The 26,780-nt window shown below is 29.0% G+C and carries 17 protein-coding genes and 1 pseudogene; 14 read left to right on the forward strand and 4 right to left on the reverse strand.

Going from position 1 to position 26,780, the window contains the following annotated elements; genetic code table 11:
- The 12 genes and pseudogenes from AABL85_RS16245 to AABL85_RS16300 all read left to right on the forward strand — a co-directional run.
- Positions 1 to 1,000 (forward strand): annotated as a pseudogene (locus AABL85_RS16245) (hypothetical protein); the annotation flags it as partial.
- Positions 1,001 to 1,008: 8 nt separating this feature from the next.
- Complete coding sequence (locus AABL85_RS16250; RefSeq protein ID WP_341310850.1) at positions 1,009 to 2,280, forward strand: gliding motility-associated C-terminal domain-containing protein; 1,272 nt, start codon at positions 1,009 to 1,011, stop codon at positions 2,278 to 2,280.
- A 10-nt stretch (positions 2,281 to 2,290) separates the two neighbouring features.
- A complete protein-coding gene (locus AABL85_RS16255; protein ID WP_341310851.1) occupies positions 2,291 to 3,223 on the forward strand; it encodes a type IX secretion system membrane protein PorP/SprF in 933 nt (310 codons plus the stop codon).
- Between the two features lie 25 nt (positions 3,224 to 3,248).
- A complete protein-coding gene (locus AABL85_RS16260) occupies positions 3,249 to 5,207 on the forward strand; it encodes an OmpA family protein (protein WP_341310852.1) in 1,959 nt (652 codons plus the stop codon).
- A gap of 144 nt (positions 5,208 to 5,351) precedes the next feature.
- On the forward strand, positions 5,352 to 5,933 hold the full coding sequence (locus tag AABL85_RS16265; protein WP_341310853.1) for a hypothetical protein: 582 nt from the start codon (positions 5,352 to 5,354) through the stop codon (positions 5,931 to 5,933).
- A gap of 558 nt (positions 5,934 to 6,491) precedes the next feature.
- Positions 6,492 to 7,157, forward strand: coding sequence for a helix-turn-helix domain-containing protein (locus tag AABL85_RS16270; RefSeq protein WP_341310854.1), 666 nt, complete (start codon positions 6,492 to 6,494; stop codon positions 7,155 to 7,157).
- 175 nt (positions 7,158 to 7,332) lie between these two features.
- Entirely contained in the window at positions 7,333 to 9,444 is a 2,112-nt protein-coding gene (locus tag AABL85_RS16275; RefSeq protein WP_041892944.1) for a hypothetical protein, read from the forward strand.
- Between the two features lie 77 nt (positions 9,445 to 9,521).
- A complete protein-coding gene (locus AABL85_RS16280) occupies positions 9,522 to 10,232 on the forward strand; it encodes a hypothetical protein (protein ID WP_341310855.1) in 711 nt (236 codons plus the stop codon).
- 24 nt (positions 10,233 to 10,256) lie between these two features.
- Entirely contained in the window at positions 10,257 to 13,481 is a 3,225-nt protein-coding gene (locus AABL85_RS16285; protein WP_341310856.1) for a hypothetical protein, read from the forward strand.
- Positions 13,482 to 13,502: 21 nt separating this feature from the next.
- A complete protein-coding gene (locus AABL85_RS16290) occupies positions 13,503 to 14,771 on the forward strand; it encodes a gliding motility-associated C-terminal domain-containing protein (protein WP_341310857.1) in 1,269 nt (422 codons plus the stop codon).
- Positions 14,772 to 14,781: 10 nt separating this feature from the next.
- Positions 14,782 to 15,714, forward strand: a complete 933-nt coding sequence (locus AABL85_RS16295; protein WP_341310858.1) for a type IX secretion system membrane protein PorP/SprF — start codon at positions 14,782 to 14,784, stop codon at positions 15,712 to 15,714.
- A gap of 423 nt (positions 15,715 to 16,137) precedes the next feature.
- Positions 16,138 to 17,112, forward strand: a complete 975-nt coding sequence (locus AABL85_RS16300; RefSeq protein ID WP_341310859.1) for a 3-oxoacyl-[acyl-carrier-protein] synthase III C-terminal domain-containing protein — start codon at positions 16,138 to 16,140, stop codon at positions 17,110 to 17,112.
- Positions 17,113 to 17,810: 698 nt separating this feature from the next.
- On the opposite strand, the gene AABL85_RS16305 is transcribed toward AABL85_RS16300, so the two are convergent.
- From AABL85_RS16305 to AABL85_RS16315, 3 genes are all read right to left on the reverse strand, one after another.
- On the reverse strand, positions 17,811 to 18,641 hold the full coding sequence (locus tag AABL85_RS16305) for a DUF4238 domain-containing protein (RefSeq protein ID WP_341310860.1): 831 nt from the start codon (positions 18,639 to 18,641) through the stop codon (positions 17,811 to 17,813).
- An 83-nt stretch (positions 18,642 to 18,724) separates the two neighbouring features.
- Positions 18,725 to 19,765, reverse strand: coding sequence for a hypothetical protein (locus tag AABL85_RS16310; protein ID WP_341310861.1), 1,041 nt, complete (start codon positions 19,763 to 19,765; stop codon positions 18,725 to 18,727).
- 47 nt (positions 19,766 to 19,812) lie between these two features.
- Positions 19,813 to 22,860: an SIR2 family protein gene (locus tag AABL85_RS16315; protein ID WP_341310862.1), complete on the reverse strand. Its 3,048-nt coding sequence runs from the start codon at positions 22,858 to 22,860 to the stop codon at positions 19,813 to 19,815.
- 598 nt (positions 22,861 to 23,458) lie between these two features.
- Between AABL85_RS16315 and AABL85_RS16320 the strand changes: the two genes are divergently transcribed.
- Both AABL85_RS16320 and AABL85_RS16325 read left to right on the forward strand, forming a co-directional pair.
- Positions 23,459 to 24,760, forward strand: a complete 1,302-nt coding sequence (locus tag AABL85_RS16320) for an ATP-dependent nuclease (RefSeq protein WP_341310863.1) — start codon at positions 23,459 to 23,461, stop codon at positions 24,758 to 24,760.
- The gene (locus AABL85_RS16325; protein ID WP_341310864.1) at positions 24,747 to 25,583 is read left to right on the forward strand and encodes an HNH endonuclease; all 837 of its coding nucleotides are present in this window, start codon (positions 24,747 to 24,749) and stop codon (positions 25,581 to 25,583) included. The genes AABL85_RS16320 and AABL85_RS16325 overlap by 14 nt, the downstream gene beginning before the upstream one ends.
- A 74-nt stretch (positions 25,584 to 25,657) precedes the next feature.
- Here the strand turns inward: AABL85_RS16325 and AABL85_RS16330 are convergent, their stop codons facing one another.
- Positions 25,658 to 26,623 carry a hypothetical protein gene (locus AABL85_RS16330; protein WP_341310865.1) on the reverse strand — a complete coding sequence of 322 codons (966 nt, stop codon included), beginning with the start codon at positions 26,621 to 26,623 and terminating at the stop codon, positions 25,658 to 25,660.
- Between the last annotated feature and the right edge of the window lie 157 nt (positions 26,624 to 26,780).

The following is a 26,780-nucleotide window of genomic DNA, read 5'->3' on the forward strand; positions in this document are numbered from 1 at the left end:
TTACAAAGATAAAGATGGCAATGATCAGACAATCGACCTAGATAAACTAGTTAAGTCTAATGAGACAGTAACTACACTTGTGGCTGGTGGTGATGGTACGTATACCTATAAGTCAGAGGATGGGACAGAGACAATTATAAATATACCTAATTCTGTAATCACTCAATTTGAAAATATTATCAAAGATGAAAAAGTTAAAAATGAAATTACAAAATTGTTGGGTAATAGTGGTGGAAATGTTTTTTACGATGGAACCAATTTGGAATATAAAGATGCTAATGGAGATAAAAAGGAAGTAAATCTTACCGATCTAATCAAAACCAATGAAACAGTTACAAAACTGGTGGATAATAATGATGGTACTTTTACATATTATAATGAAAAAGAAATTGATCAGTCAGGAGCCCCTAAACCTAATACAGGATTAAGTTTTAAAGTTCCAAGTTTAGATGCTCCTGTACTTGCTAGTTTTATAACTTCAGGTACTTATACAGAAAAAAGCTATAATTATGATACAATGACAGCCTCTTCTACAGCAGGTATATTTATGAATACAAATGCAGTTCAAGGAGAACTATTTAGATCTACATTTAAAACAAATTCAAATCCAGCAAATACAAAATACTTGCAAGTTATGTTTGAAGTTGATTCAGGTATTACAACAATAGGGGGGTATATTGGAAACAATGAAGTTTATGCAAAAGTAGAATTTAGAGTATTAGTTAACAATAAGGAAGTTAAGCGTTTTGTAGATAAATTTTATAGATATGGAGGGTATAATTTTGGTTTAAACCAGGCTTATGATTCATATGTTGGAATGGTTTCTTTAGCAGATGTACCTAATTTATCAGAATCTAATACAGTGACAATAACAGTTCGACCAGCAAGTAGTACATTTCATAAAAATGTAGGTACTAATGACGGTTCCATTAAAGCAGGTGCAAATAAAGCTGTTACTTATAAAGCTACAGGAGTTGTTGTTCAAGTTTTTGAAAAATAGAGAAAGTCATGAGAAAAATACATTTATATATAATCTGTTTTTCTCTGTGGAACTTTGCTGTGTTTGGGCAGGAATCTGTAGAAGAAAAATTTATCAATCAAGGAGAGTTGATTGTATTGGAAGGAGGAATCTTAAGTATAGGTTATAATTTTGAGAATAGTATTTCTGGAAATTTCGAAAATAAAGGAGAGGTTTATTATTATGATCATTTTAAAAATGACAATCTTTTTTATCCAGGTACTTTATCAAAAAAGGCAAAAGTATATTTTCATCCCAAGAAAGAATTAATAAGACAAGAAATTTTAGGACAAAGTGTTAGTGAATTTCATAATGTAGAATTTAGAACTGATAATTCTAACCAAAGTTTTTTACTTGGTAATGAAATTAGTGTTAAAGGAGAATCCAATTTTATTTCAGGAATCATAAAGGTTTCTGAGCAAGAAGGTATGTTTACTTTTTTGTCTAATTCTAAATCAATAGGCGCCTCAGATAAAAGTCATGTAGAAGGGTATGTAGAAAAACAAGGTAAGGATTCCTTTATCTACCCAATTGGGGATAGTGGCTATTATCGTCCAGCAAAATTATCTGCATCTTCTAGTGAAAAAGATTTATATATGAGTAGATATGTCTATTCAGAGGAAGATTTTTTCTTAGATAAGTCTAGTAAATCGGGAGTTATAGAGGATTTGAATACAAAAGAGTATTGGGAAATAAAACGCTCAGACTCTAGTTCAGGGAATGTATTATTAACACTAAGTTGGGATGATCGAACCACTCCATCAGAATTGTTGACAAACCCAGAGAAAGAATTACACATTGTACGTTGGGATGCTAAGCAACAGCTTTGGGTAGATGAAGGAGGAGTAGTTGATCTATCAAATAAAGAGATAACAACAATTTCAGGTTTAACAGGTTATGGGTATTTTACTCTAGCAAGGGTAAAAACAGACTTACTCTTAGAAGGAGATTTAGTTATCTATAATCTAATATCTCCTGATGGAGATGGAAAGAATGATTATTTTATCATTGATAATATTAATCGTTATCCTAATAATACAGTAGAGATTTACAATCGATGGGGAGTTAAGGTATATGAGACGTCAAATTATAATAGTTCAGATAATGTATTTAGAGGTTATTCAGATGGACGTGTAACAGTGGAGAAGTCAGATAAATTACCTTCAGGAACCTATTTTTATATAGTTACTTATGAGTATAAAGATACTCAAGGCTCTCGTATGATTAAAAAATCAGGGTATTTACATTTAGAAATGGACTAAAGTTAGAATTATGGAATTGAAAAAGAGAATTATATTACTTGGGATGAGCCTACTAGGGGTAGGCTTAATCCCTTCCCTTTACGCTCAACAAGATCCACAGTATACCCAGTATATGTATAATACTAATATGATCAACCCTGCTTATGCAGGGAGTCGTGGAACACTGAATGTGTTTGGGATGTATAGAACACAATGGGTAGGACTAGATGGAGCACCTAAGACAGCGAATGTGTCTGTATCTACCCCTCTTGGAGAAAGTGGGTTAGGATTAGGAGTGAACTTTACCAATGACCGCATTGGAGCAATGGATGAGAATAATATCTCTATAGATTTAGCTTATGCAATAGACTTAAATGAGAATTACAAATTAGCATTCGGTTTGAAAGGAACAGCTAATTTATTAAGTGTTGATTATACAAAGCTTAATATCCACAATCCTACAGACCCTGTAAGTCAAGAGAATATCAAGAATAAGTTTAACCCAAATATTGGAGCAGGACTTTATATGTATTCGGATAAAGCTTATGTAGGGTTATCAGTTCCGAACTTCTTAACTACGGATCGCTATGATGATAACGACATCACAACGATGCGTCAGAAGATGCACTTCTATTTAATGGGAGGGTATGTATTTGATTTAAGTCAAGATATTTTATTTAAACCAGCCGCTTTAGTTAAGGCAGTAAGTGGAGCACCATTACAAGTAGATGTGACAGCTAACTTTTTATTCTATGATAAATTTACTTTAGGAGGAGCTTATCGTTGGGATGCTTCAGTGAGCGCCTTGGCAGGATTCCAAGTCAATGAAAATCTATTTGTAGGTTATTCTTATGATTTTGATACTACAACGCTTCGTCACTATAATTCAGGTTCACATGAGATATTCTTAAGATTTGAATTATTTAGCCGTCGTAGTACAATTAATGCACCACGATTCTTTTAGTTATTAATTAATAATTAAGAAAAACATGAAAAGACAACTATTAAAAATAAGCTTGTTAGGTCTATTACTTTTGGCAGGAGTGAGTACTCAAGCTCAGAGAGTAGCAGAGAAGAAAGCTGATAAAGAGTATCAGGCTCAAGCATATATAGATGCAATAAGAATATATGAGCGAATTGTTAATAAAGGAAAAGCCAATGCAGATGTATTAAGAAAATTAGGTGATGCTTACTATTTTAATGGAAAGTTGCCTGAGGCTAATAAGTGGTATGAGACACTATTCGATGGAGAGTATGACGATAAAGGAAAAGAGCCAATTCCATCAGAATATTACTATCGCTATGCACAGACTTTAAAATCAATTGAGAACTATGATAAATCTAGAGAGATGATGGAGAAGTTCTCTTCTTTGGAAAGTAATGATTCTAGAGTTAGGTTATTTAAGTCAAACAAGGACTACTTACAAGAAATTGAGAAAAAAGAATCTACCTATGATATAAAACCTATAAATATTAATAGTGTTTATTCAGATTATGGTGCTACAATCTTTGATAATCAACTTGTTTTTACATCAGCTAGAAACTCACAAATAACAAAGTCTATTCATGAGTGGACCAATGAAAGTTTTACTGCATTGTATAAGGCAAGTATTAATAAAGATGATTCTTTATCAGAACCTTCTCTTTTTTCAAAAGAAATTACTTCTTTAGTAAATGATGCTACTGCTATTTTTACTAAAGACGGAAATACGATGTACTTTACACGTAATAATTCTACTTTAAAAGGGAAGAGGAAAAATAATAAGAATAAATCGTCATTACTTAAAATCTATAAAAGTTCTAAAAATAAAAAAGGTAAATGGAGTAAAGCCTTGGAGCTACCTTTTAATTCGGATAACTTTAATACAGCTCATCCTAGTTTAACCCCTGATGGTAAATGGCTTTATTTCTCTTCTGATAGAGAAGGGACTTTGGGGCAATCCGATATTTTTAGGGTACAAATATATTCTGATGGAAATTATGGGCAAGTTGAAAACTTAGGAAGTGTTATTAATACTGCTGGTCGAGAAACTTTTCCATTTATCTCTAGAGATAATTATCTGTTTTTTGCCTCAGATGGACACCCAGGGCTTGGGGGATTAGACATTTTTGTTTCAAAAATAAATGAAGATGGAAGTTTAAGTCAAGTAGTTAATATGGGGACACCTATAAATAGTCCATTTGATGATTTTAGTTTTTATCTAAATGATGTATCAGATAGTGGTTTTATAAGCTCTAATAGACCAGGTCTGAATGAAGGAGACAATATTTATTGTTTTAAAGTTAGTCAGTGTAATACCTTAGTTGATGGTATTGTCTATGATATTCAAACTAAAGAACTTATAAAGGATGCAAAAGTAACTTTGCTTGACAATTCTAATAATACCATTAAAGTTATTGTTACAGATTCTAAAGGAAGTTATTTATTTAATGATTTGGACTGCAAAAAACAATATACTATTGTTGCAGAGAGACAGGGATATAATAAAGTACAAGAGTCATTTGATATAACTGGTAAAGAAAGCTATAAGAGTTTAAAAATTGGATTGACTAAAGTAAAAGAATCTGTTGATGTAAATGATGATTTGTTTAAGAAGTTAAAAATCAATACTATCTATTTTGATTTTGACAAATCCTCTATTAGACCAGACGCTGCTAAAGAGCTAAGTAAAGTTGTAGAGATTTTGAAAAAGTATCCAACTATGAAAATAGATGTTCGTTCCCATACAGATAGTAGAGGAAATGATAATTACAATTATCAATTATCAGATAGAAGAGCAAAATCAACTATACAATGGATTATTAAGCAGGGAATTGCTTCTGATAGAGTGAAGGGAAGAGGCTATGGCGAAACAGAATTGCACAATAAATGTAGCAATGGAGTTAAATGTAGTAAAGAACAACATCAATTAAATAGACGTAGTGAGTTTATTATTTTAAGTCTATAGAAGGGGAGACTTATTATGATGATTACTATTATTTAGTATAGAAGTGTTTGTTTGTTTTTAAAGGATCCTAATATTTTAGGATCCTTTTACTAAGAAGTATTGGATGTTTAAAAAATGTTTTTTAATAATTAAATAGAAGTAAATATGAAAAAAAGAGCTATTGTTTTTTGTATATTTTTAATTGGAGTAGGGATGAATGCTCAATTAAAAGAACATATTTCCACTCCAGAATTATCTAAAAAAGTTGGAAGTACACCGATAAAGCAAGGAAATTGGATTGTAGGAGGAGCTATTGGTTCTACTGGCTATAGTTTCGAAGAAGAAAGTTTTAATATTAATATAGTACCTAGGGCAGGATATTTTATCTCAAAAGGAGTAGCCTTAGGAATGGAAATAGGAGCAGGTTTACAAACAGTAAAAGCAGGAGATAATATTTGGAATTATAAAGTAATGCCTTTTGTACGTTATTATTTTCCAGAGGGAGCTAGTGATACAGGTCGTTTTTTTGGACAAGGAGCTTTAGGTATTTCAGGAGCTGAAGTTGGTAAGAAAAGTGATACTTCTTTTGCATTTAATATCAATGCAGGATATTCTCATTTTGTATCATATAATGTTGCTTTGGAAGCGATTGTTGGTTATAATTATAGTAAATCTAATCAATCTAATGCTTCTGCTCATAACGGATTAGGGGTATCGATTGGTTTTCAAATATTTTTAGGGAAGTAAGATAAAGAGAGAAATTAAATATTGTTAAATATGATTTCGTTGGTTTTTTAAGTTGTGATAAGTAATATTTGTTACAATGATTATTTTAGGAATTTTGTAGTAGAGCCAGTTAGAAAACTAACTGGCTTTTTTAGTTGTTACCATCAAGTAGTATTATTAGCTACTTTGCTAATGCGTTTATTTTATTGTTTTTTGTTTAAATATTATAATAGTTTAATATAATGGGGGAAAAATAGTTTAAAATTTAAAATTAATCAATATTTATTATTTATGTTTTTTTAATTAATAAAAATTAACAATTATTATCGTTTAAATATGTGTATTGAGTGATTATACAATTGTTTTTTAAGTGTTTTTGTATTGTAATATTTATTGTTTATTTTATTTATTGTATTAATTTAGAAGTGAAATAATCGCCTGTTTTTTGTTTGTTTATAGGTGTTTGTGTTGTTTATAGGTTTGTTTTGTTTGTTGTGATTTTTAGATATATTTTAAAGTATATCATTTGTTACAAAGTAAGTTTTATAATAAGAATGTTTATTTTATCAGTTTTAAAATATGGTCGATTTTTTATTACATCGTTTTAATAATATTCTAGTTGTTATCTCATTAGAGGTAAATAAGACTATTGTTCTATTAAAGGCAAACACTAACTTTAATTTAATAAGTTTAAGCGTTGTGGAGATAAGGTACTGGAAGTATTACTTATTTGGAGCATTAATATTTTGGACATTCATATTCTTTTCCATCTTTATATGTAGGGTTGAAAAAAAGACAATAATTGATTTAAGGTTTAATCAGATTGCATTTGTTTTAAACTTAATTATCAATACAGAGTTAGTAGATACTTACCAAGTATCAGAAACCGATCAAATATCCCCCGAGACACGATTGCGTTTAGTAGAACTGATTAATTTATTTGAAAAAGAACATAGATATAAAGATCCTTGTATTTCATTAACATCCCTTGCATCAGAATTTGGTACCAATCGAAGTTATTTATCAGCTATATTAAGAGAGCGAAATAATGAAAACTTTAATTCATATTTAAATACACTTCGAGTAGAATATGTTATTACTCTTTTAAACCATGAGACAGAATTAAAATTATGTAAGATCGCATATATTTCTGCACTAGCTGGTTTTTCATCTCATAGTCAATTTTCAACTGTTTTTAAAAGAGTGAAAGGAGTTACTTTTTCAAAGTATCTCAAAGAAATTTAGAGTTTTTAGGATTCGTCAATTTGGTTGTGATTTGTGAAATCTATAAAAGTGAACCTACTGTTTTTGTTATTTACAAAAGTGTATTTTTTTGTGAATAATTAAAATATTAAGCTTTTTTTTTGATGATAGTTTTTGAAAATAGTTTTCAATTTGTATAAACTTTAAAACTATAGTTATGAAAAAAAGATTACTTACAGTAGCACTTTTTGTTGGAGGATTAACAGGTGCTTATAGTCAAGTAGGTGTTGGAACTTCTGCGCCTATATCATCATCTCAATTGGAGATAAAAGCAATAGATAAAGGGGTTTTGATTCCACGTATAGAACTTACCTCATTAACTAGTTTTAGCCCAATAAAAGGAACTGAAGCAGAAAGTTTATTAATTTATAATACTGCTTTAGTTGGGACAGGTAATACCGCTATAGTTCCTGGCTTTTATTATTGGGTTTCAGAAGTAGTGGGGGCTAACCCTGTAGCAGCTCATTGGGAACGTATCGTAAATCAGAACCAATTAGACATAGCAATTGGTAATATTGCAAATTTTCAGACAAGTTTAGATAAAGTAATAGCACTTTTAAAGACTGCTTTTCCTGCAAATAATTTGACAGATCTTACTAAAACTGGAGATACTTATGGAGGAGGAATGGTTTTTACACCTGGAATCAATCCAATAGTTGAGTATATTTACTTTGACGGAAGTAATTATGTCAAAAAAAATATTACTAATGATATAATTAGTCTTATAAATGGTGTAGAACCTAAGACTTTATTAGTAAAGACAACAGATAATAAAAAACAATACTATATATCAGAGACTTATCTGATTGCAAATAATAATACAGAACCTACTCAAGCAGTAATAGATGGTTGGACAACTTTACCATTAGGGGTCTATCAAGTAGATATAATGGGAGGGGTAGTAAATAATATTAAAGAAATTATTAAATCTCCTATTAATATAACAGAAGGGACAAACACATTTACTACTGTCGAACAGTATATTCAACATATTGCATCTTTGATTGATGGAAATGTTATTTACAAGAATATTGGTACACAAGCAGATCCTGATTGGGAGTTTCAGTATTGGGATGGAACAATTTATAAGACTATTAACTTAGGAAGTTTAATTAGTGCATCAGAATCAAAAACAAGTATAGTTCAATCTACCGATAAGGCCAAACAATATTATATATCTGAAGTTTATCTAGGTGCTAATAATAATCAAGTACCGACTCAACAAGCTATTGATGCATGGACAAGTGCAAATTTACCTATGGGGGTTTATTACATTGATATACCTAATGGAGTTGTTCATAATTTTAATACAATTGTAAATAGTGCAGTAACAGTAAATGGGAATAATTACACTACACTTGAAAAATATATTGAAGAGGTGTCAAAAAATTTGCAAGAGGGAAGTACAAAGATTATTTATGACACTATAACAAACGATGTGGTTTTCCAAACTTGGAATAGTACGACTAAACAATGGGAAACAGTAGATAATACTAAGTTTAAGACAATAGTAAAGGCTAGCGAAACTCAAACAGTAATTGGCAAAAGTATAAATAATGTAGCATATGCTCCTGTTTTAGTAGATAGTAAGTCAGCAGAAAAGATAGTCTATGAGTATATTACAGAGAACACTCAAGTTAAGAACTATATCGATATGACAGCTGATGTTAAATGGTCTATTGAGAATAATACAGAAGTTCAAAATGCAATTTCTAATATTTTAAGTGCAGGTGGGAATGTCTATTTTACACGTACTGAGATTGTCGCAGGAACACCGAGTGGTCAATTGGCTATTCCCGCATTTTCTTTTTATACTATTAATGAGACTACTAAAGTTAGAGAAATTGTAGACATTTCCTCAGCAGTAGTATATGCAATTACTAATGCTACTATTGAACAAAAGCAAGAAATAAAAAATCAACTAGGTGATACTTACAGTAATACTGTTATTGTAAATACTGGAGATACCTGGATTGATGGAGGTAAAATATATAAGGGCATATATTCAGCTACAGTAGCTAAAGGTACTGCAGATGTATCAGCTATTACATTAAATGTTCCTTTAGGAAAAACAGTAGGGAATGTAGTGGAAATTAAGCTTTTAAATGCTGCAACTAATCAAATTATCAATACAGCAACAACAGATGTTTTGGTATCAGGAAACACTTTGACTTTTAAAATAGGAGTAGGGAATTGGTATGCACTTTTACCAGAGGTAATTGCAGCTGATTTCGCTATAAAAGTAGTTACTGACTACTCTGTAAAATAAAGTAATCTACTATTGATTCAAGCACTAAATAAGTATCTATATAAAGTGCGAAAGGAAATTATTTAAAATTTAGTAGTATGAAAAGTAAATATCTAGTAATTATTGTATTCTGTGCTCTTAATGTATTTACATTAAAGGCACAGAATGGTATTGGGACATCAAAACCTAATGGCTCTGCTCAATTAGAAGTAGTAGCAACAAATAAGGGGATTTTATTACCCAGAATAGCATTAAGCTCAGTAACACAGCAATTACAAACAAGTATTGCTAATGCTAATTCTTTGATGATATATAATACTTCTAATGTTGTGTTACAGGGATTAAGTCCAGGGTATTATTATTGGCATGAGGATAGTAGTAATCAATCAAACAGTAAATGGATAAGAATAATTACAGCTGATGACAAACTTGTAAAAGCAAAGTTCTTTTATATGCCTTCTATTGTTATTAATACTTCAGTACTTGGTCAATTTAAGCGAAATCTTCACGCTGAATATATCGCTCAATTTACAGGGAAAACATTTGTAATGGATTCAAATGGAGGCACTGTTAATTCTAATTTATTAAGCCCGAAATTTATAAAAAGTTCGGGAGGTACTCCTGAGACTACTGCTCCAAATGAGATTCCTAATATGTCCTTACCTACTGATCTTTGGTACTATATAACAGATTATGATACTTCTGCCTTAGAAGGTTTAAGTATTGATCAAAATGGAGTATTAACTTATACAGTAAAAGGTACAGGAACGGATTACTCTTTTGTTAATGTTGTTTTTGTAATTAAATAGTTGTTTAATATTTAAATAGAGAATATGAAAGATAATTACAAAATATATAGAAGTGTATTGTTGATTTTATTCTTGTTTATAAAAGTTAGTGTATTAGCACAAATGACTAATTCTTCAGGCGTAAAGATTAGACCAACAAGCTCTACAAGTAATAGGTCAGTCTCAGGAAGTGAGTATATTTCTCCAGAAGAGAGAGCAAACGCTTATGATACAAAAGAAACTACTTTTACGCAGGTTAAATCAACTACTCTTCTAGGTAGTGTTTCACCTATATTGACTTTAATACATAGCGAGCTCATTGATGGAAGTAAAAATGTTTATTACATTAAATTAACTAGTTCTGAAAATGAGTCTCTTAACTACTTGTTAGGTGGATATGTCGGAAATTTTCTTACAAAGGTTTTACAAGGGGTATTACTAGGAGGAATACACGAAACAACTTTTACTGTAAGTCAAGGTAATAATGTTGTCTTTGCAGTAGGTTTACACAATTATAAAGAGAGTGATGAGGCTAAAGTTCGTTTTGTAAAAGATGCATATGGTAATTATTATGCTAGAGTAACTGCAGGAGCAAGCTTTGATCGTATTGCTATTCAAGATAAAACAGCTGGTATACTAGGATCTCATTTTGTTAATATTTATGATTCATTTTATTATTCTGTTTTGCCTTCTTGTCCTGAAATACTCACTAATTATAAGTCTAGTAATGATGTTTTAACATTACTAGGAGAAAGTAGACCTATTAAAAATGAGCAAAATGCAATTGATAATGATCTTGCATCCTTTGCTAGTGTAGGTAGTTCGAATTTACTAAATTTAGGTATAGATAGTCAAATTGAACAGTTCTTTTATCTTCCAGAAGAAACAAATAAAAAAGTAGTACGTATTAAAATGCAATTACCTTCTGGTCTTTTAAAAGCAAATGTTGCCTCAGGAGTAGAGGTCCTCTTCTATAGTAATAATACAGTAGTGAGTACAGTTAAGGTAAATCAGAATGTTTTAAAGGCAGATGTATTAGGAATTATAAATGCAGGAGGAAATACACCATTTAGTTTTTTAGCCTCGCCAGGAAAGGATGCAAATGGCAATTTAGTAAAGTATGATAAGATTTCTATCAAAGTTAAAAAACCTATTTCGGTAGGAGTATTAACTATAAATGGTGATTTACAGATTTATGATGTTGCCTTTGTCGATGCTGTTGCTAAGACTGTTAAAATGTGTTCTAAAGAGTTTGTAATCGCTGGGATTCGCCAACGAAAATTTGATCTAACTCATTTGATACCAGATTATAATGAGAATAATGAATATGTTATTGTAAATCAACAACAAAAAGAGATTCTCTTTAAAACACAAGCTGATAAAGATGCAAATAAGTGGCAACCTTTAGGTACTTATTATATAAAAGGTATCCAAACCTCTGAATACTGTCCTAATAGATATGCTAGTTTTAATGTTCAGGATCAAAAAGAGTTTTCGATTCAAGGAAAATCCTCTATAAGTGTTAAGCTAGATTCTGATGGGAATGGTGTAGCAGATGCATCAGTCTTTTTTAATGCGGCATTGTATGAATCAAATTTACCTAATAATTCAGGTGTTCAAATTTTTGATGAGTTAACAAACGCAAATGTAACTGGACAAACAATTTCTTTTGATAAAATAGGAACTTATAATTATTATGCGATTTCAAAGAATGCAATTGCAGATAGTAATGTAACGTGTGATATTGTAAAGCGAATAACTGTTTATGTTTATGATAAACAAGAATGTGAATATAGATATAAACAAAAAATGGCTACTCATGTTACTAAGGGGAGTATTTTAACTGGAGCTGTATTAGATGAATCAAAAGCTATTGATCAAGACTTGTCAACATTTTCAACAATATCTAATCTAGTTAACTTAGCGGGAATAGGTACTGCATGGGTAGATTTAACATTTGATAATGTAGTGAATACGCCCATAGTTGCAGGGACTCCTATAACCATAAAGCTTGGACAACAGTTTAGTTTGTTAGAGTTAATAGGAGGAACTACTATTCAGGCACTAGATAAAAACGGAGCTGTTATAGGGCCACTTATTTCAATAGGAGAATTAGATTTGGTTAATGTATTGGCAGGGGATAATGTATTTGAGTATACTTTTATTCCTAAAGACAATATGGGAAATATGATTAACTATGGAGGTGTTAGAGTTTTAAATGGAGGCTTATTAGGAGTAGCTACATCAGCAAGAGTATATGGTGCTTATATTGATGAGCGCATTTTGGTAAGTTCTTCAGAAGTGTGTGAAAGTAATATAAGTATCAATGGAGCAACAGCACATCTATTGTTAAATAAAACAACTAAGGATGTACTCTATGGAGTAGAAGATGCAGGTATAGGTGTAGCCACTAGTCTTTCAGGGGTGTTAAATCCCTATTACGCAGTAGACGCTATTGAAAATAATACAAACTTGAATGGAACCCCTAATTATGATACAGCAGCAGTTTTTAATACTTCAGCTTCAGTTTTAAATCGTCAAAAGTTAGTAGTTAAATTTAAAGATTTGGCTAGGCCTGGTGATAAAGTTCAGATTATTATGAGTGCAGAAGGAGGGGTTGTGTTGGATTTGAATTTGTTAAGTAATTTTTCTATTCAAAGATATATGGGAAGTAAACCCATTGGAGAAGAAGTACATTCAAATGCCTTTGAAATTATTAGACTAGATCTATTAAAATTAATCAGTAATCAGGCTAAGGATAAATATGCAATCACTTTAGAGGGAATTGGAGCAACTTTTGATCGAATAGAAATACGCATGGATAATGTTGTATCTGTTAATCTACTAGGGGTCAAGACCTATGTATGGGATGTTTCTGTACTTCCAACATTAACTATGCATTTAGGTAATAATAATCTATGTATTACAGCTCCATTAGAGATTGAAAAACTAGATCCTTGTACAACATATAATCTTTCTTTTGCCTATGCAACACTTAGTCCTACTGTAAACTCTGATACAGGACAGTTTGATATAATTGGTTGGAATGATATTCCCAATTCTTTACTTTATCAGATTAATAATACTCAAGATAAACAGCAATTTGAGTTGAAAAAGACTTACAGCAAGTATAGTAAAGCAGATAATCTTTATTTGAAGATAGACACCAAAAGACAAGGGTGTAGTTTTGGTAATACACAATATTTAAAAGTAATAGTCAAAAATTGTGGAACAATTGTAAATCCATTAATACGTACAAGACTAGAGTAATTAACCTTAAATCATAAAACTATGACAAGAAATATTATGAATATACTAGGGCTGCTCATAATAGTAGTTTTAGTACCTAATAAGGTTATTTATGCTCAATCTAGTGAATCAATTACTGTTAATATTGGCCAATTATCTATAATGCCTAATACTGTGGTTAGCACTTATTTTGATTTTAAAAATGGCAATATAGGCTCTGTTTTTAATAATGGGGAAATTCAGTTTTATAAGAGTTATCACAATGATGGTTTATTTACTTATACGACAGGTAACACAACTGGAATAGCTCTATTTAAAGGGAATCAATTACAGAATTTGACAGGTTCTAAACCTTCAGAATATTTTGATATTGTCTTTGATAATAGTTCTTCTGAGTATCCTTTTGAGCTAAAAAATGATTTTTTAATTAATGGAAAAGCTAATTTTATTCAAGGCATTGTAAAGGTAAATGTGGATGCAGAAGCAAGTATATTATTTAAGGAAAATGCCACACATACTAAGGTAAGTAATCAAAGTTATGTTGACGGAGTAGTTGACAAAAAAGGAAACAAGGCTTTTACCTTTCCTATTGGTAAGAATGGATATTATCGTTATGCAAGTATTTCTGCTTCGGAGAGTCTAATTGATTTGTATTCAAGTGAGTATTTTTTAAATAATTCTAATTTACTTTATCCTCATCAAAAGCGTGTAGGTAACATAGAGGTGATTAACACGAAGGAGTTTTGGGTAATTAATCAAGCAAAAAAAGGTAGTGGTTCTGTTATTATAACTTTATCATGGAATAATAATACAACTCCAATGGAATTATTAACCAATCCAGAGAAAGAGTTACATATTGTTCGCTGGGATGTTCAGGAGCAGCTCTGGGTAGATGAAGGTGGAGTAGTGGATATAGAGCGTAAAGAAATTGCTACACCAACAAGCATTACTAATTATGGCATTTTTACATTGGCAAAAGTAAAGCCTGCTCCATCTTATGAAGAAAAAGATATTGTTGTTTATAATCTTGTAACACCTAATGCAGATGGAAAGAATGACTATTTTATTATAGAGAATATTAATCGTTTTCCTAATAATACAGTTGAGATTTATAACCGTTGGGGAGTGAAGGTATTTGACACGAAGAGTTATGACAGTGCAGGTAATGTGTTTAGAGGATACTCTGATGGACGTATTACTATAAACAAAAATGAGAAATTACCATCAGGAACTTATTTCTATGTAATAGAGTATGACTTTAAAGGAACTAGAATTAAAAAAACAGGGTATTTGCATTTAGAAAATGAATAAAGTGATAGTTATGAAATTGAAAAAGAGAATTATATTAATAGGAGTATACCTACTTACAGTAGGTATTACTTCTACACTTTACGCTCAGCAAGATCCGCAGTATACCCAGTATATGTATAATACTAACATGATCAACCCTGCTTATGCAGGGAGTCGTGGGACACTTAATGTGTTTGGAATGTACAGAACACAGTGGGTAGGACTAGATGGAGCACCTAAAACAGCGAATGTATCTGTGTCTACTCCTCTTGGAGAAAGTGGATTAGGACTAGGAGTGAACTTTACCAATGATCGTCTAGGAGCGATGGATGAGAATAATATCTCTGTAGATTTAGCTTATGCTATTGACTTAAATGCTGATTATAAATTAGCATTCGGTTTGAAAGGAACAGCTAATTTATTAAGTGTTGATTATACAAAGCTTAATATCCACAATCCAACAGATCCCGTGAGCCAAGAGAATCTAAACAACAAGTTTAATTCTAATATTGGAGCAGGGGTTTATTTATACTCTGATAAAGCTTATGTAGGGTTATCAGTTCCGAATTTCTTAACTACGGATCGCTACGATGATAATGATATCACGACTATGCGTCAGAAGATGCATTTCTACTTAATGGGAGGGTATGTATTCGATGTGAGTGAGAACTTGTTATTTAAGCCAGCAGCTTTAGTTAAGACAGTAAGTGGAGCACCATTACAGGTTGATTTAACAGCTAACTTTTTGTTGTATGACAAGTTTACTTTAGGAGGAGCTTATCGTTGGGATGCTTCAGTAAGTGCCTTGGCAGGATTCCAGGTCAATGAAAATCTATTTGTAGGATATTCTTATGATTTTGATACTACTGCGCTTCAACGTTATAACTCAGGTTCACATGAGATCTTCTTAAGATTTGAATTATTTAAGCAGCGTAGTATGATTAATACGCCAAGATTTTTTTAATAAGTTAAGAGAAGAAAAAACAGAATAAAATGCTTTTGACACAAATAGTTCTTTTGATACTATTTTTTATAAAGATGAAGTCTTTATAAGTTGGATGTAGAATTTAAGTATATAAGAAATAGTTTTTACAGAGATAAAAAGGATGAATTGTTAAATATAAAATATTTTTTTATTGTCATTAACAGATTAAGTACTAATTAAAAAGTTTGTTGATATTGTTTTTTAAATCAATGATATTTTGTTGTTTATGTTTTACTGGGTGTCCTTTTTTGTTAGGAATACTAATAATTAATGTTCTTTTTGTTAAAATGCTCTTGTGTATAACAAAATGATACTTGTTTGAGCGTAGTTGTTTTGAAATTCGTCATAAATATAATTTGAGTAAAGTAAAACGAGTTATAAAACAAATGAAAACATATTAATATGAAATTAGTACATACTTATTTTTACCATCCTTCAAATATTGAGAGTAACGAGGATGTTATTAAGCAATTTGAGGAACAGGGTGTCTCTATGGGCAAGATTCAAGAAGCTTTAGGAAGAACTAATCGTTTTATTGTACCAAAAAATTCAGATGAAACCACAGTATCTATGGGAATAGAAGCTGCAAAAGGTGTCTTAAAACAAAGTGGTATCTCTATAGGAGAAATAGATATTATAGCTTTTGTAACCTGTACACCAGAGCATCAAATTCCTTGTGATTCCATTTTTATACATAATGGATTAAAGGCAAAGCATAATACGATGTGTTATGATATTAATGTTAATTGCATTGGAGCTTTTGTTGCTTTAGATCAAGTTACCCATTATTTAAACAGTAGTAAAACGGCAAGTAAAGCACTGGTGGTTTGTTCTGAAAAACTATCTAATATTTTAGATACTAAAAATCCTGTAACAGCTTTCTGTTTTTCTGATTCAGCATTTGCTTTTATTGTAGAAAAAGATACAACGCCTTCAGGTTTAGTAGATGTTCTTTATCATACTGATAGCAGTTTTTGTGATACAGTTTTATTTCCTCCTAAAGGGCATTCTTGTTTTATGCCAGGAGAATTAACAATGTGGGATACATCATTTGATGGAAGTGGAAGTGTGGAATTTGCACTGGATAAGATAGAGAGCTTTTTAGCAAAAAATGGATTAACAATAGAAGATATCAGTCTATTCTTATTATCTCAATTATCTTTAAAAAACATAAAAAAGATAAAAGAGTATTATAATTTACCAGATAAAAAGGTTCCTTTTTACTCTAAAGAGCTAGGTTATTCAGGATCATCTAGTCCTTTTTTAGCGTTACATCAATATCAAAAAGAAGTAAAACCATTAAAGCAAGGGGATTACTTTTTGATGTGGACATTAGGAGCAGGATATCAAGCTGGATTAATGCTATGGAGATATTAATATCTAGAGTGAATAGCCTTTTAATTATTATATATTTGATTAGGTTGTAATAATAAATTATTAATTAGCTATTATGTTTAATAAAGGGGGCTAGTGTAATAGTTTAAGTTAGTTTTTTTAAAATCAATCTTTATTATATATTAAAACAACAAAATTTTTTTTTCAACAATCTCTCTGTAAGATTTAAAATGACAGATTATTCCCAATAATAGCCTCCTTTATGGAGGCTATTTGAGTATATGATTAATTTATAAGTCTTTTGTTATTAGTTAAATATATATTATAGTTTTTATTAAAAACCATATCTATAATTTTAGAGATAGGAAGTGTTGAATTTTTACTGTGATAATTCTCCCAAAAATCGTTCTTTAAATTAAGTCTCTCTTTTATTACTTTTATAACAACTGGATAAACTAAGATAGAATCAAATCTTGTAATAAATGTTATTTTTTCAATAAAAACTAAAAGTAACCGATACAATAATTTAGATCCTAGTATTCATAGGGGTTTAAACCTGTTTGTGTTTTTTTTTACAACACTTTTTTTCAAAATAATTCGCACCAAAATCAACTGTTTATTTTTAACAGATTAATGTGAAAGGATTACTGTTTTTGTTGAATAATTGGTAAAGAAAAAGAGGGATGATTTTTCGAATTTTTTAGTTGTATGTTTTATATTTCAATTTCAGTAATGTGATATTATATAGCATTTTGTTTATTTATTATTTCTTCTATCATTTCAAAATTGTTTGAAGATGAAAATAAGAACCTTTCTGATTGATAGAACTGCAGAGCGTTTACATTTAAAATATTTTCAGAGTTAAATTTCTTTAAGTTCAGAATACCATGTTTATTCTGAAGTAGTTTTTCGCAAAACATACAAAGTATTACTGAATCTGATAGTGGCATATAAATTTCAATTCCATAAGAATCTAAACCGATAGTACCACGAATAGTACTTTTATTTATAGTATTTTGTAAAACTACTGGATTGTCTGAAGTATAGAATAATTTGTCGCTTTGACCTAGAAACCATACTTTGTTTTTAATTGCCATTGAAAATTCTTTTGCAGCTTCAAATAAGGAGAACCATAACATTTTATAGTCAATAGGATCTTGTTTTATACCAATAAAACTGTTTGTTTTTTCTTCAAAATTGATTACATAATCTTTAATTCTATTTAATTGAAATTTAGTTCTTATTAATTGTATAGCAACAAAATATGAGAGCTTTTCTTTTTCTAATTCTGTTATTGAATTTATGTTTTGATTTAAAACAAGTTTCTCAATCAAAGGAGAGGTTTCTCTTTCTATTTTTCCAAGTTCATATTCAAAACTAAAATCTTTGTTATTTTGTACTTGATCATAAAAATAATTTTCACTTGCAACCCTGTTGATAGACCTTTTTTTAATAACGTTCCAATTTTTGTTTTTAGCAACTTTATCGTAAGTCCAAATAAATGAATCTTTGCTTGAAAAGCTTTTTAGTAAAACTTTTGGAACATAATGTTGATTCTTGGGATGTGCCATTTTAATAATATGTTTGATTAAGTGTCCTAATAATGATTTTGTATATATTTATACTACACCATTTTTAGTCTTAAAAGTTATAATTATAAAATAATTCCATTGTCTATTTCTAGATTCAAGATTAATTTATTTACCATATCATCATTATATGAATAGTCATAATTAGATCTTTGGAGCCATAAATTCAGCAAGTTTTGATTGTTTTTTTCAATAAAAGATTCTTCAAAATGTGGATAAGTAAAGTCTGACATCATAATGTATGAAGATATAGATTCATCTCCTCCATCTTTTATAACCTCAATAGATACATTATGAAAAAGTTTAAATAAATTGGCATCACTTGTCAAAAAGAACGGATGAATATTTTTTTGCAGTATTTGAGAAATTCTAAAGTTATTCGCGCATAATTTAGAATGGTACATATCCCAAGAAGATCCTAAAATTTTCTTTTTAATGTCTTTTGAATCTCTACTATCTAAACCTATCATTTTTCTATAGTTTGTATTTCCTCCAAAAATGTTGAGTGCTAATTTATATTCAGCACCTCTAAAAATGTTTAATTCATTAATCATCCAATCGGATAATTCATTGATATTATTCTCTGCTTTTTGTTTTGTTAGATTTTTTAAAGCTATTGATCTTATTTTAAGTAATGTACAGTAAGTGTTTTTAATAATTTGATCTACAGCTTCAAGGGAATTAATTTTTTCTTTTGATAAGTCTTTTTTAATGATTATATCACGATGAAAGTCATACTGGTAACTTTTTAATGATTTCAAAGGTATTTGGATAAAAAAATCAATTCTTAATTTAAGCTCAAACAATTTTTTAACATCATATCCTGACTTGAGATAGCATAATTCTAAAAGCGCAAAAGTTGGATTTATTTGGATATTTGGATGTTTAGTGAGATACTCTTTTAAAGAAATAATTCTTTCAAGATTTATCTGTTTAGCTTTATGTTTATGGTCTATTACTTTGATAATATGTAGACAAACACAACTGTCTATATAAATAATAGGCTCTATATCATTCTTAATTAGAGATTCTATAAATTGATTATCTGGTAGATTTGTTTCTCCTTTTTGATCAAAACAGTCATATTTTGTTTTAAACTTACTCATTTTAGAAAGATGTTACGTATAGTAATATGTTTTATAGATAAAGAAAGTTATCGTTTCTTCTCTTTTATAGTGTATTTTTTTAGCTTGAAGTAGATAGTATTTAGTTTCTTGTCACTGTTATTAATTAAATAGATCTCTAATTCTTTAATAATGTAATCAATTTTAGCAAATCTTTGTAAGAAAATATCATAATTAAAAACCTTTAACCAAGCTACATCAAATTTTATTTTATCATAATTTTCAGGGTTGATTATAAATTTGAAAATTTCATTTTTTATATTCATGAATTGTAATTTAGAGCTATCTATTCTATTTAGATAAACTAACTCAAAATATTGAGTATATTGATTAAAAAGATAATAGTTTGTATAATCTTCGCTAGTTATTTCTTTTAATTCTTCTAATTTGCTATGCATAATTTCAATATACCTATTCTTGGTATCTTTTTTTACAGGTACTTTTTCTACCAACAGCAAAAAAACTGTAGATGTATCAAAATTTTCTTCTAGATTTTGCTCTATTCTTTTCAAGAATTGTTTTTTACTATTAGTATTTAATGAATGATATATGAACAAGTTTTCATATTCACTTCTTTCTAAATTGATTAGATCTACACGAATGTTATTGTTTATGAAATTATTGTTTAGTTCTTTTAATTTAAGTAAAAGTGTTACATAACAATGATTGTAATTTTGTTTTGAATTAAATATATCTAAAGTATCTATTAATAAATCATATCCAATTATTGAATATTTTGTATCTATTAGATTTTCAAATAATTCAAAAACATCACGTTCATTGAATTTGGTATATTTAATAAATTTATTTATATCTGAATAGACTTGTTTTATTTGAGCTTCTGAGAATTTAAAGTATGTTAGAACAATACATAAATTATTAAATTGGTGAATTATCCTATATTTAAAATTAGTGTTGTAATTTAAATAATTTATAAAAACTGTATTCTCACTTATATCATTGAAAAGGTCGTAAACTTTGTATGAAGATTTGAAAAAGTCACAAATGAGAATAAATACAGATTCCTGACTCTCCTGATCAAATTTTATATCTGAGAGGTTATGTTCTCTAATAAAATTAATCAATTCTTTAGGTTCATTGTAGTTAATTATTTGTTCAAATAAAAAATGATCGAAACTGTCTAGTTTCGAAATTTCAAAAATTTTAGACTGATGAGCAGGTATTTTTAGTGTGCCTACATAGAAACCAAGAATAAAAGCTTTAATAGATTTATTAATAGATTTTTGTGTTGTAGAAAAACCATTTCCTATAATGAAATTTAATTCTAAAAATCTAGTTAGTTCTCGAGTAGTATTATGTAAATTAAAATATGAAGAGCTAGTTGCTGATCCTCCATTTTTAATTGTTTTTATTTCGTGTAGTACTCTAATATATTTTTCCTCTATATCATTGCACAACTCTTGGATATATATGCCGTTATGAATTTCTTTGAGTAGATTAAATACATCTTTATCTACAAAGTATTTGACTTTGTCTAAAGTTTTATCTAGATCTATTTTTTTAGCTTGTATTCTTATGCTTGTTAGATCTGCACAAGAGTATCTATGATCATATAAAGATAAATTTCTAATTCTAAGCCCCAATCTTTTCATATTGTAGGTACAAATAAAACTAACGTCCATTTGTTTTAGCCTATTTGATTTTACCTCAATTATTTCATATGCTTTAAAAGAATCGTAATATTCAGCTAATTGATAAAGCGCATATGCAAATACTAAGTCATCCCATAATCTAAAGTCATTTGTAATCTTGTATTTTTCTATTTTTAGTATAGCATCAGAATATTTTAAATTTCTAATAGAACAGTTTATACAATCACAGTTATCATGTTCAGAGAAATACTTAGTAGATAAGTCTATTATGTCTCCAGTAGATTTATTACCAAAAGAATCTTTACATCCAGTTTTCTTTCCTATATAATAGATATTAGAGTACATCAAACGAGCAAAAACAGAATTAAGTTTACGTTTTTCTTCATTTGTAAAATCAGCATCATTTTCTCCTTTATATTTTTTTAGTAAACTATGTAGTTCATTATCATGACAAACTAGAGTATTTGATTCCACGTTATAGTATGTATCATCTTTAGAATTTTTATTATAAGGATATAAAGACGCTAAGAATTTCTTAGGTAATACTCTGAAGTAATCAAAACGATACAAAGAGGTATACATATCGTCTATTATTTTAGCTTGTGTAGATACATTACCTTTTCTTCTTTCATATTCATACAAGTCAAAATCTTTAATAAACTCTAATTGTTTATGAACTATTTGACCTGTGAGAGATAGTTTTGCATTATCATTTAAATCTTTTAGTTGCTCTTGATCATAACTAATTATATTGATACCTAGATTTTCAAAATATTTAATCTGAGAAGTAGATAATACTTCTTTATGAGAAAGAAAATATGCTCTTTGATGGTGCTTGTTTAGAATAAACTGTATATCTCTTATTAATAGTTTAAGATTGATGTCTCCAACGCTGTATCCAATAAAAAGTATGACCTTGTTGCTAAACAGTGACTTAACAAAAATTTCTTTTAATGTATGGTTTTTAGAGAATTCTAAATAGTCAGTTTCTTTAAAAACTATATTCTGATTTTGAAAGTCACCATGATATTTTATTAAGAGATTTTTATGTCCAGCATATGGCAAGTCAATATCCTTAGATACAACAGAAAAAGGAAGTCCTTTATTGTTAATAACATCTTCAAAAAAGTAATCATAGTTTGTAGTGATAATGTGTTGCGGATTTAGCTCAAATATCAACTCGTGTAATGGTGTGTACGTCTCTATGTTTCTATACAAAGCATCCTTTATAATATCATTGTATTCTTTTTCTCCTTTTTCATTATATAAGAATTGAGCTATTTTTAAAGGATCATCTTCTTCAATATCCTCATTTAAGAATCCTTTTATTTCTTGAATTAATTCTCCCCAAAGAGGAAGCCCTGAGTCTTTAGAGACTCCGGCTCCAGCAAAAATAACAAGTTTGTCATTGTTAATTGCTTTTTTTATTAGTGCTATGTTGTTATTTAATTTACTCTTATTCATTATAATATAGATATCTTATTATTTTTTTATTTCATCATTTACTAGATAAAATAGTCCGAATCTCAGACTCAATTTTTATTGATATAAACCATTAGGTTTTTTAATTTATTTTAGTTGTTCTAAGTAGTCTAGCCCAGTACAACTTTTAAATTACTGAAAAAGATTTGATTATACTTATTTTTATTATGGTTGTTTAAAAAAGATAAGTTATAAGTGTAAGTAGTGATCTCGTCGATAAATTAGTGTTTTTCAAACATTTAATGTGTGCTTTTTGTAATTGATGAAGATAAGATAATTAAGTTAGAAAGACCTTTAATATGCTAATTAATCAGAGAAGGTTTTCGTTTTACTCAAAATAAATGACTACTCACAATATTTTTATTTATAAACACCTTATATGTTTTATATTGCATGATAGCTTTAAAATGAATTTAATTATGCAGGATATAAAGTTCTATGTAGACAATGAAGATAGCATGGATTTTCCGTTTTTTCTACTTACCTATATTGCTTGGGATGATTATACACGAAAAACAAGTTATAATTAGAATATTTTGATGAAAATGGTAAGGATCACTCTATAGGTCGAATCAAGATAATGCATGAAACAGAAAGTAGAACTAATGACTGTATTGCTAAAGAGTTTGAGGAGTTGTCTGATGAGTTTTGTTCTCTGGGTCAAAGCATTGATTTTTATAAAAATTTAAAAAAGAAATTTTCTAATGAAGACTTTTTCTACCAAGTATTGCAGAATCTTAATGATATAGCTTTTTTACCTGTTATTAAGGAGAAATTTGAAAATAACTATACTTTTAAAAGATCTTTGATAAGAACTAGTGAGGCTGAAAAAGCATATTATCAAGCTAGATATATTATAGAAGGTATATCTATTGAGAATGCTTTTAAATTTAGTTATAAATGCAAATTGGCTAATACAGAAGGAGAACATAAGGTAAGCTTTAATTTTGGGGATATGTTTGAAAATTCTGATTTTCCAAGTAGACTTATTGCTATTATTGGTAAAAATGGAACTGGTAAAACTCAATTTTTGGCCCAATTAGCCTTAGATTTAAGTGGACAAACGAGAAAGGTAATAGCAGAGGATACTTTTAAACCTTCAAGACCTCTATTTAGTAAAGTGATAGCTGTATCCTATAGCATCTTTGATAAATTTTCTAGGCCTAAGAAGGATAAAGCTTTTAGTTATAAATATTGCGGATTAAAGTCAGAAAACGGAGGATTATTGTCTTCTATAAAGGTTACTGAAAATTATAAAGAATCAGTTGAAGGTATACTTTCTTTAGATAGAGATAGAAACTGGACTAGAGTTATGCGTGAAATATTGGGAGAGGATTTAGCGAAGCACTATTACACAGAGATCTTTGAGAATAAAAATTTTGCTTTTGTTAGTGATCCATCGGTTCGACTATTAAGTTCTGGACAAAGTTTTTTGATGTATGTTATAACTGAGATTTTAGCTAATATCAGAGAGAATTCATTATTGTTATTTGATGAACCAGAGATGCACTTACACCCAAATGCAGTATCAAGTTTTATTAGGATGTTGGATGTATTACTTAATCAATTTGATTCTTATGCGATAGTTGCAACTCATTCACCAATTATTCTTCAAGAGATTCCGTCTAGATATGTGAAAGTATTTGATAGAGTTGAAAATTTACCTTATGTTAGAAGCCTTGCTATGGAAAGTTTTGGTGAGAATTTAGATGAGTTGACAGAGGAAATTTTTCAAGTAAAAGATAATAAAGGGACCTATAAAGAGGTTTTTCAAAAGTTAAGTGAAAATCTTGAATATGAGGAAGTATTAGAGTTATTTGATAATAAGCTTAGTTTAAACGCAAAAACATACTTATATAATTTATATAATGAAGAATCTTAAAAAACCTACTGTAGACTGTTTTGATGAGTTTGAAAAGATTAGAGAATCTAAATTAATTAAAACACGTGATGAATTAAAATTAATTAAAACACAAGTTTCTGATAGATATAGGGAATATGATAGGGAATTCTTAAGCAATAGTTTAGAAAATATATCTAATAGTACATTCGTTAATGATGATAAGGCAAATCTTATAGGTTGTTATAGCAAAAAAACTAAAGCATTGAATACCCTTATTTTAAATATTAGAGAAGCTCAAGTTGGGAATATATGCCAATATTGCGGAATTGATTCTGATGATTCTATAGATCATTATCTACCTAAAGAAGATTTTAGCGAGTTTTCGGTTAAACCTCTTAATTTAATTCCCTGTTGTTTAAGATGTAATCAATTAAAGGAACAATACTGGAAAAATAAAAAAACTTTAAAAAGAGGAATAATTAATTTGTACTTAGATGATATATGTCTTGATCAGTATTTGTTTATGAATTTAAAATTCGAACCAACTTCAAAAGTATTTAGTGCTGAGTTTTATTTAGAAAATCGAACTAGTATAGATACTAATTTATTTGATATTATTTCAAGTCATTATAAAAAATTGGATTTACTAGATAGATATCGTAAGAAATTTAATAGTGTATATACTTCAACATTATCTAGTTTTAGAAAGAACTCAGATTATTTAGGTAAACCTTCTAAAATCAAAGGTTTTTTATTGAATGAGACAGAGGCTTTAGCAGAAGACTTGGGAAGTAATAATTACAAAGTAGTTATAAAAAAGGCTTTAGCTTCAAATAATACCTTTTTAAATCAAATAAAATAAATGTAGATTTCTAATTTAAAATATAACAAGGTAAAGATAAATCTTTACCTTGTTATATTTTATAAAGAATAATACTATATTAAGCCTAATTCTTTACCTATATCTTGATATAATTTAGCTAATGGCCGTTTATGTTGCTCTTCTTGTAATGCATAATTGCCAAGAATCATATGATCAATATCAGTTTGACTAAACTTCAAACCATTATAAGAGTTTAAATAATCGCGATATTTCTTAGAATATTTCAGCCTTTTCTTAATTATTAACTCTAATGCATGATCATGATGTAATTCATATAATTGTTTTAAATTAAAAAGATCTAAATGTCCTTGATAAGCTTTCTTAAATTGAATTTCTACATCAGATTTTTCACTAAGTGGATTTAAAATTGCTATATTTTTAATTTTATGAGTGAAAACAAAATCATTGTTTTTTAATAAATAAGGATTCACTAGTCCTATATGGAAAGGATCTTTTTGATGTTTAGCACTAATACCATTACATGGTGAACATGATGGAATTAAGTTAAAGTAACTAATTGCTAGTATTGGGTATTTATGCTTGGGATAAAAATGATCGATCTCTGGTTTTATTGTTTTACTTTTTGTAGTAGTATAAATATAGTTTCTATTGCAATAAGGACATGTAGACAGATTTATTTTGTTTATGAAATTCCATTTATTAAATATATCGGTATTATCATAAATACTGTTAACAAAAAGATTGTATAAAATCATATTATCATCGTGATTTGAATTGATATAGTCAGAATTACTATGATTTAAATCAGAAACGTAAGTATTGATATCATCAGGTGACTTAACGATTAAAGGTTTTAAGTATGTGTCTGGGTCATTAGCAAATTCCTGTAATAAGGTTTGTAAAGTATTTGAATAGGTAATCTTATAATTTGCTTGACCTCTAGGTCTCTTATTTATTCCTCCATCATTAAGGATGCGGTTTATTTGACTAATAAGAGCATTTTTGATGGAGTTGTAATGATTTTCTGCAAATTGATTATTTATAATTAATGGAATCATATTTTAATTGTCTTAGTTTTTCTTCTAATTTTAATATTTCAGCATTTTTAAACTTTGGAAACATTTCTAAAAACATATCATTTAATTTGTCTACTAAATATGTGGATATTCCGGTCTAAACTGAACGGGTAATTCCGGTCTAAACTGAACAGGTGAT

It is taken from the genome of Myroides odoratimimus, from assembly GCF_038039805.1.
Taxonomy (GTDB): domain Bacteria; phylum Bacteroidota; class Bacteroidia; order Flavobacteriales; family Flavobacteriaceae; genus Flavobacterium; species Flavobacterium odoratimimum_B.

Excerpts from the sequence above, each read along its gene's own strand:
- AABL85_RS16250 (WP_341310850.1), top strand. The coding sequence starts at position 1,009 with ATGAGAAAAATACATTTATATATAATCTGTTTTTCTCTGTGGAACTTT.
- AABL85_RS16255 (WP_341310851.1), top strand. The coding sequence starts at position 2,291 with ATGGAATTGAAAAAGAGAATTATATTACTTGGGATGAGCCTACTAGGG.
- AABL85_RS16260 (WP_341310852.1), top strand. The coding sequence starts at position 3,249 with ATGAAAAGACAACTATTAAAAATAAGCTTGTTAGGTCTATTACTTTTG.
- AABL85_RS16265 (WP_341310853.1), top strand. The coding sequence starts at position 5,352 with ATGAAAAAAAGAGCTATTGTTTTTTGTATATTTTTAATTGGAGTAGGG.
- AABL85_RS16270 (WP_341310854.1), top strand. The coding sequence starts at position 6,492 with ATGGTCGATTTTTTATTACATCGTTTTAATAATATTCTAGTTGTTATC.
- AABL85_RS16275 (WP_041892944.1), top strand. The coding sequence starts at position 7,333 with ATGAAAAAAAGATTACTTACAGTAGCACTTTTTGTTGGAGGATTAACA.
- AABL85_RS16280 (WP_341310855.1), top strand. The coding sequence starts at position 9,522 with ATGAAAAGTAAATATCTAGTAATTATTGTATTCTGTGCTCTTAATGTA.
- AABL85_RS16285 (WP_341310856.1), top strand. The coding sequence starts at position 10,257 with ATGAAAGATAATTACAAAATATATAGAAGTGTATTGTTGATTTTATTC.
- AABL85_RS16290 (WP_341310857.1), top strand. The coding sequence starts at position 13,503 with ATGACAAGAAATATTATGAATATACTAGGGCTGCTCATAATAGTAGTT.
- AABL85_RS16295 (WP_341310858.1), top strand. The coding sequence starts at position 14,782 with ATGAAATTGAAAAAGAGAATTATATTAATAGGAGTATACCTACTTACA.
- AABL85_RS16300 (WP_341310859.1), top strand. The coding sequence starts at position 16,138 with ATGAAATTAGTACATACTTATTTTTACCATCCTTCAAATATTGAGAGT.
- AABL85_RS16305 (WP_341310860.1), bottom strand. The coding sequence starts at position 18,641 with ATGGCACATCCCAAGAATCAACATTATGTTCCAAAAGTTTTACTAAAA.
- AABL85_RS16310 (WP_341310861.1), bottom strand. The coding sequence starts at position 19,765 with ATGAGTAAGTTTAAAACAAAATATGACTGTTTTGATCAAAAAGGAGAA.
- AABL85_RS16315 (WP_341310862.1), bottom strand. The coding sequence starts at position 22,860 with ATGAATAAGAGTAAATTAAATAACAACATAGCACTAATAAAAAAAGCA.
- AABL85_RS16320 (WP_341310863.1), top strand. The coding sequence starts at position 23,459 with ATGCATGAAACAGAAAGTAGAACTAATGACTGTATTGCTAAAGAGTTT.
- AABL85_RS16325 (WP_341310864.1), top strand. The coding sequence starts at position 24,747 with ATGAAGAATCTTAAAAAACCTACTGTAGACTGTTTTGATGAGTTTGAA.
- AABL85_RS16330 (WP_341310865.1), bottom strand. The coding sequence starts at position 26,623 with ATGATTCCATTAATTATAAATAATCAATTTGCAGAAAATCATTACAAC.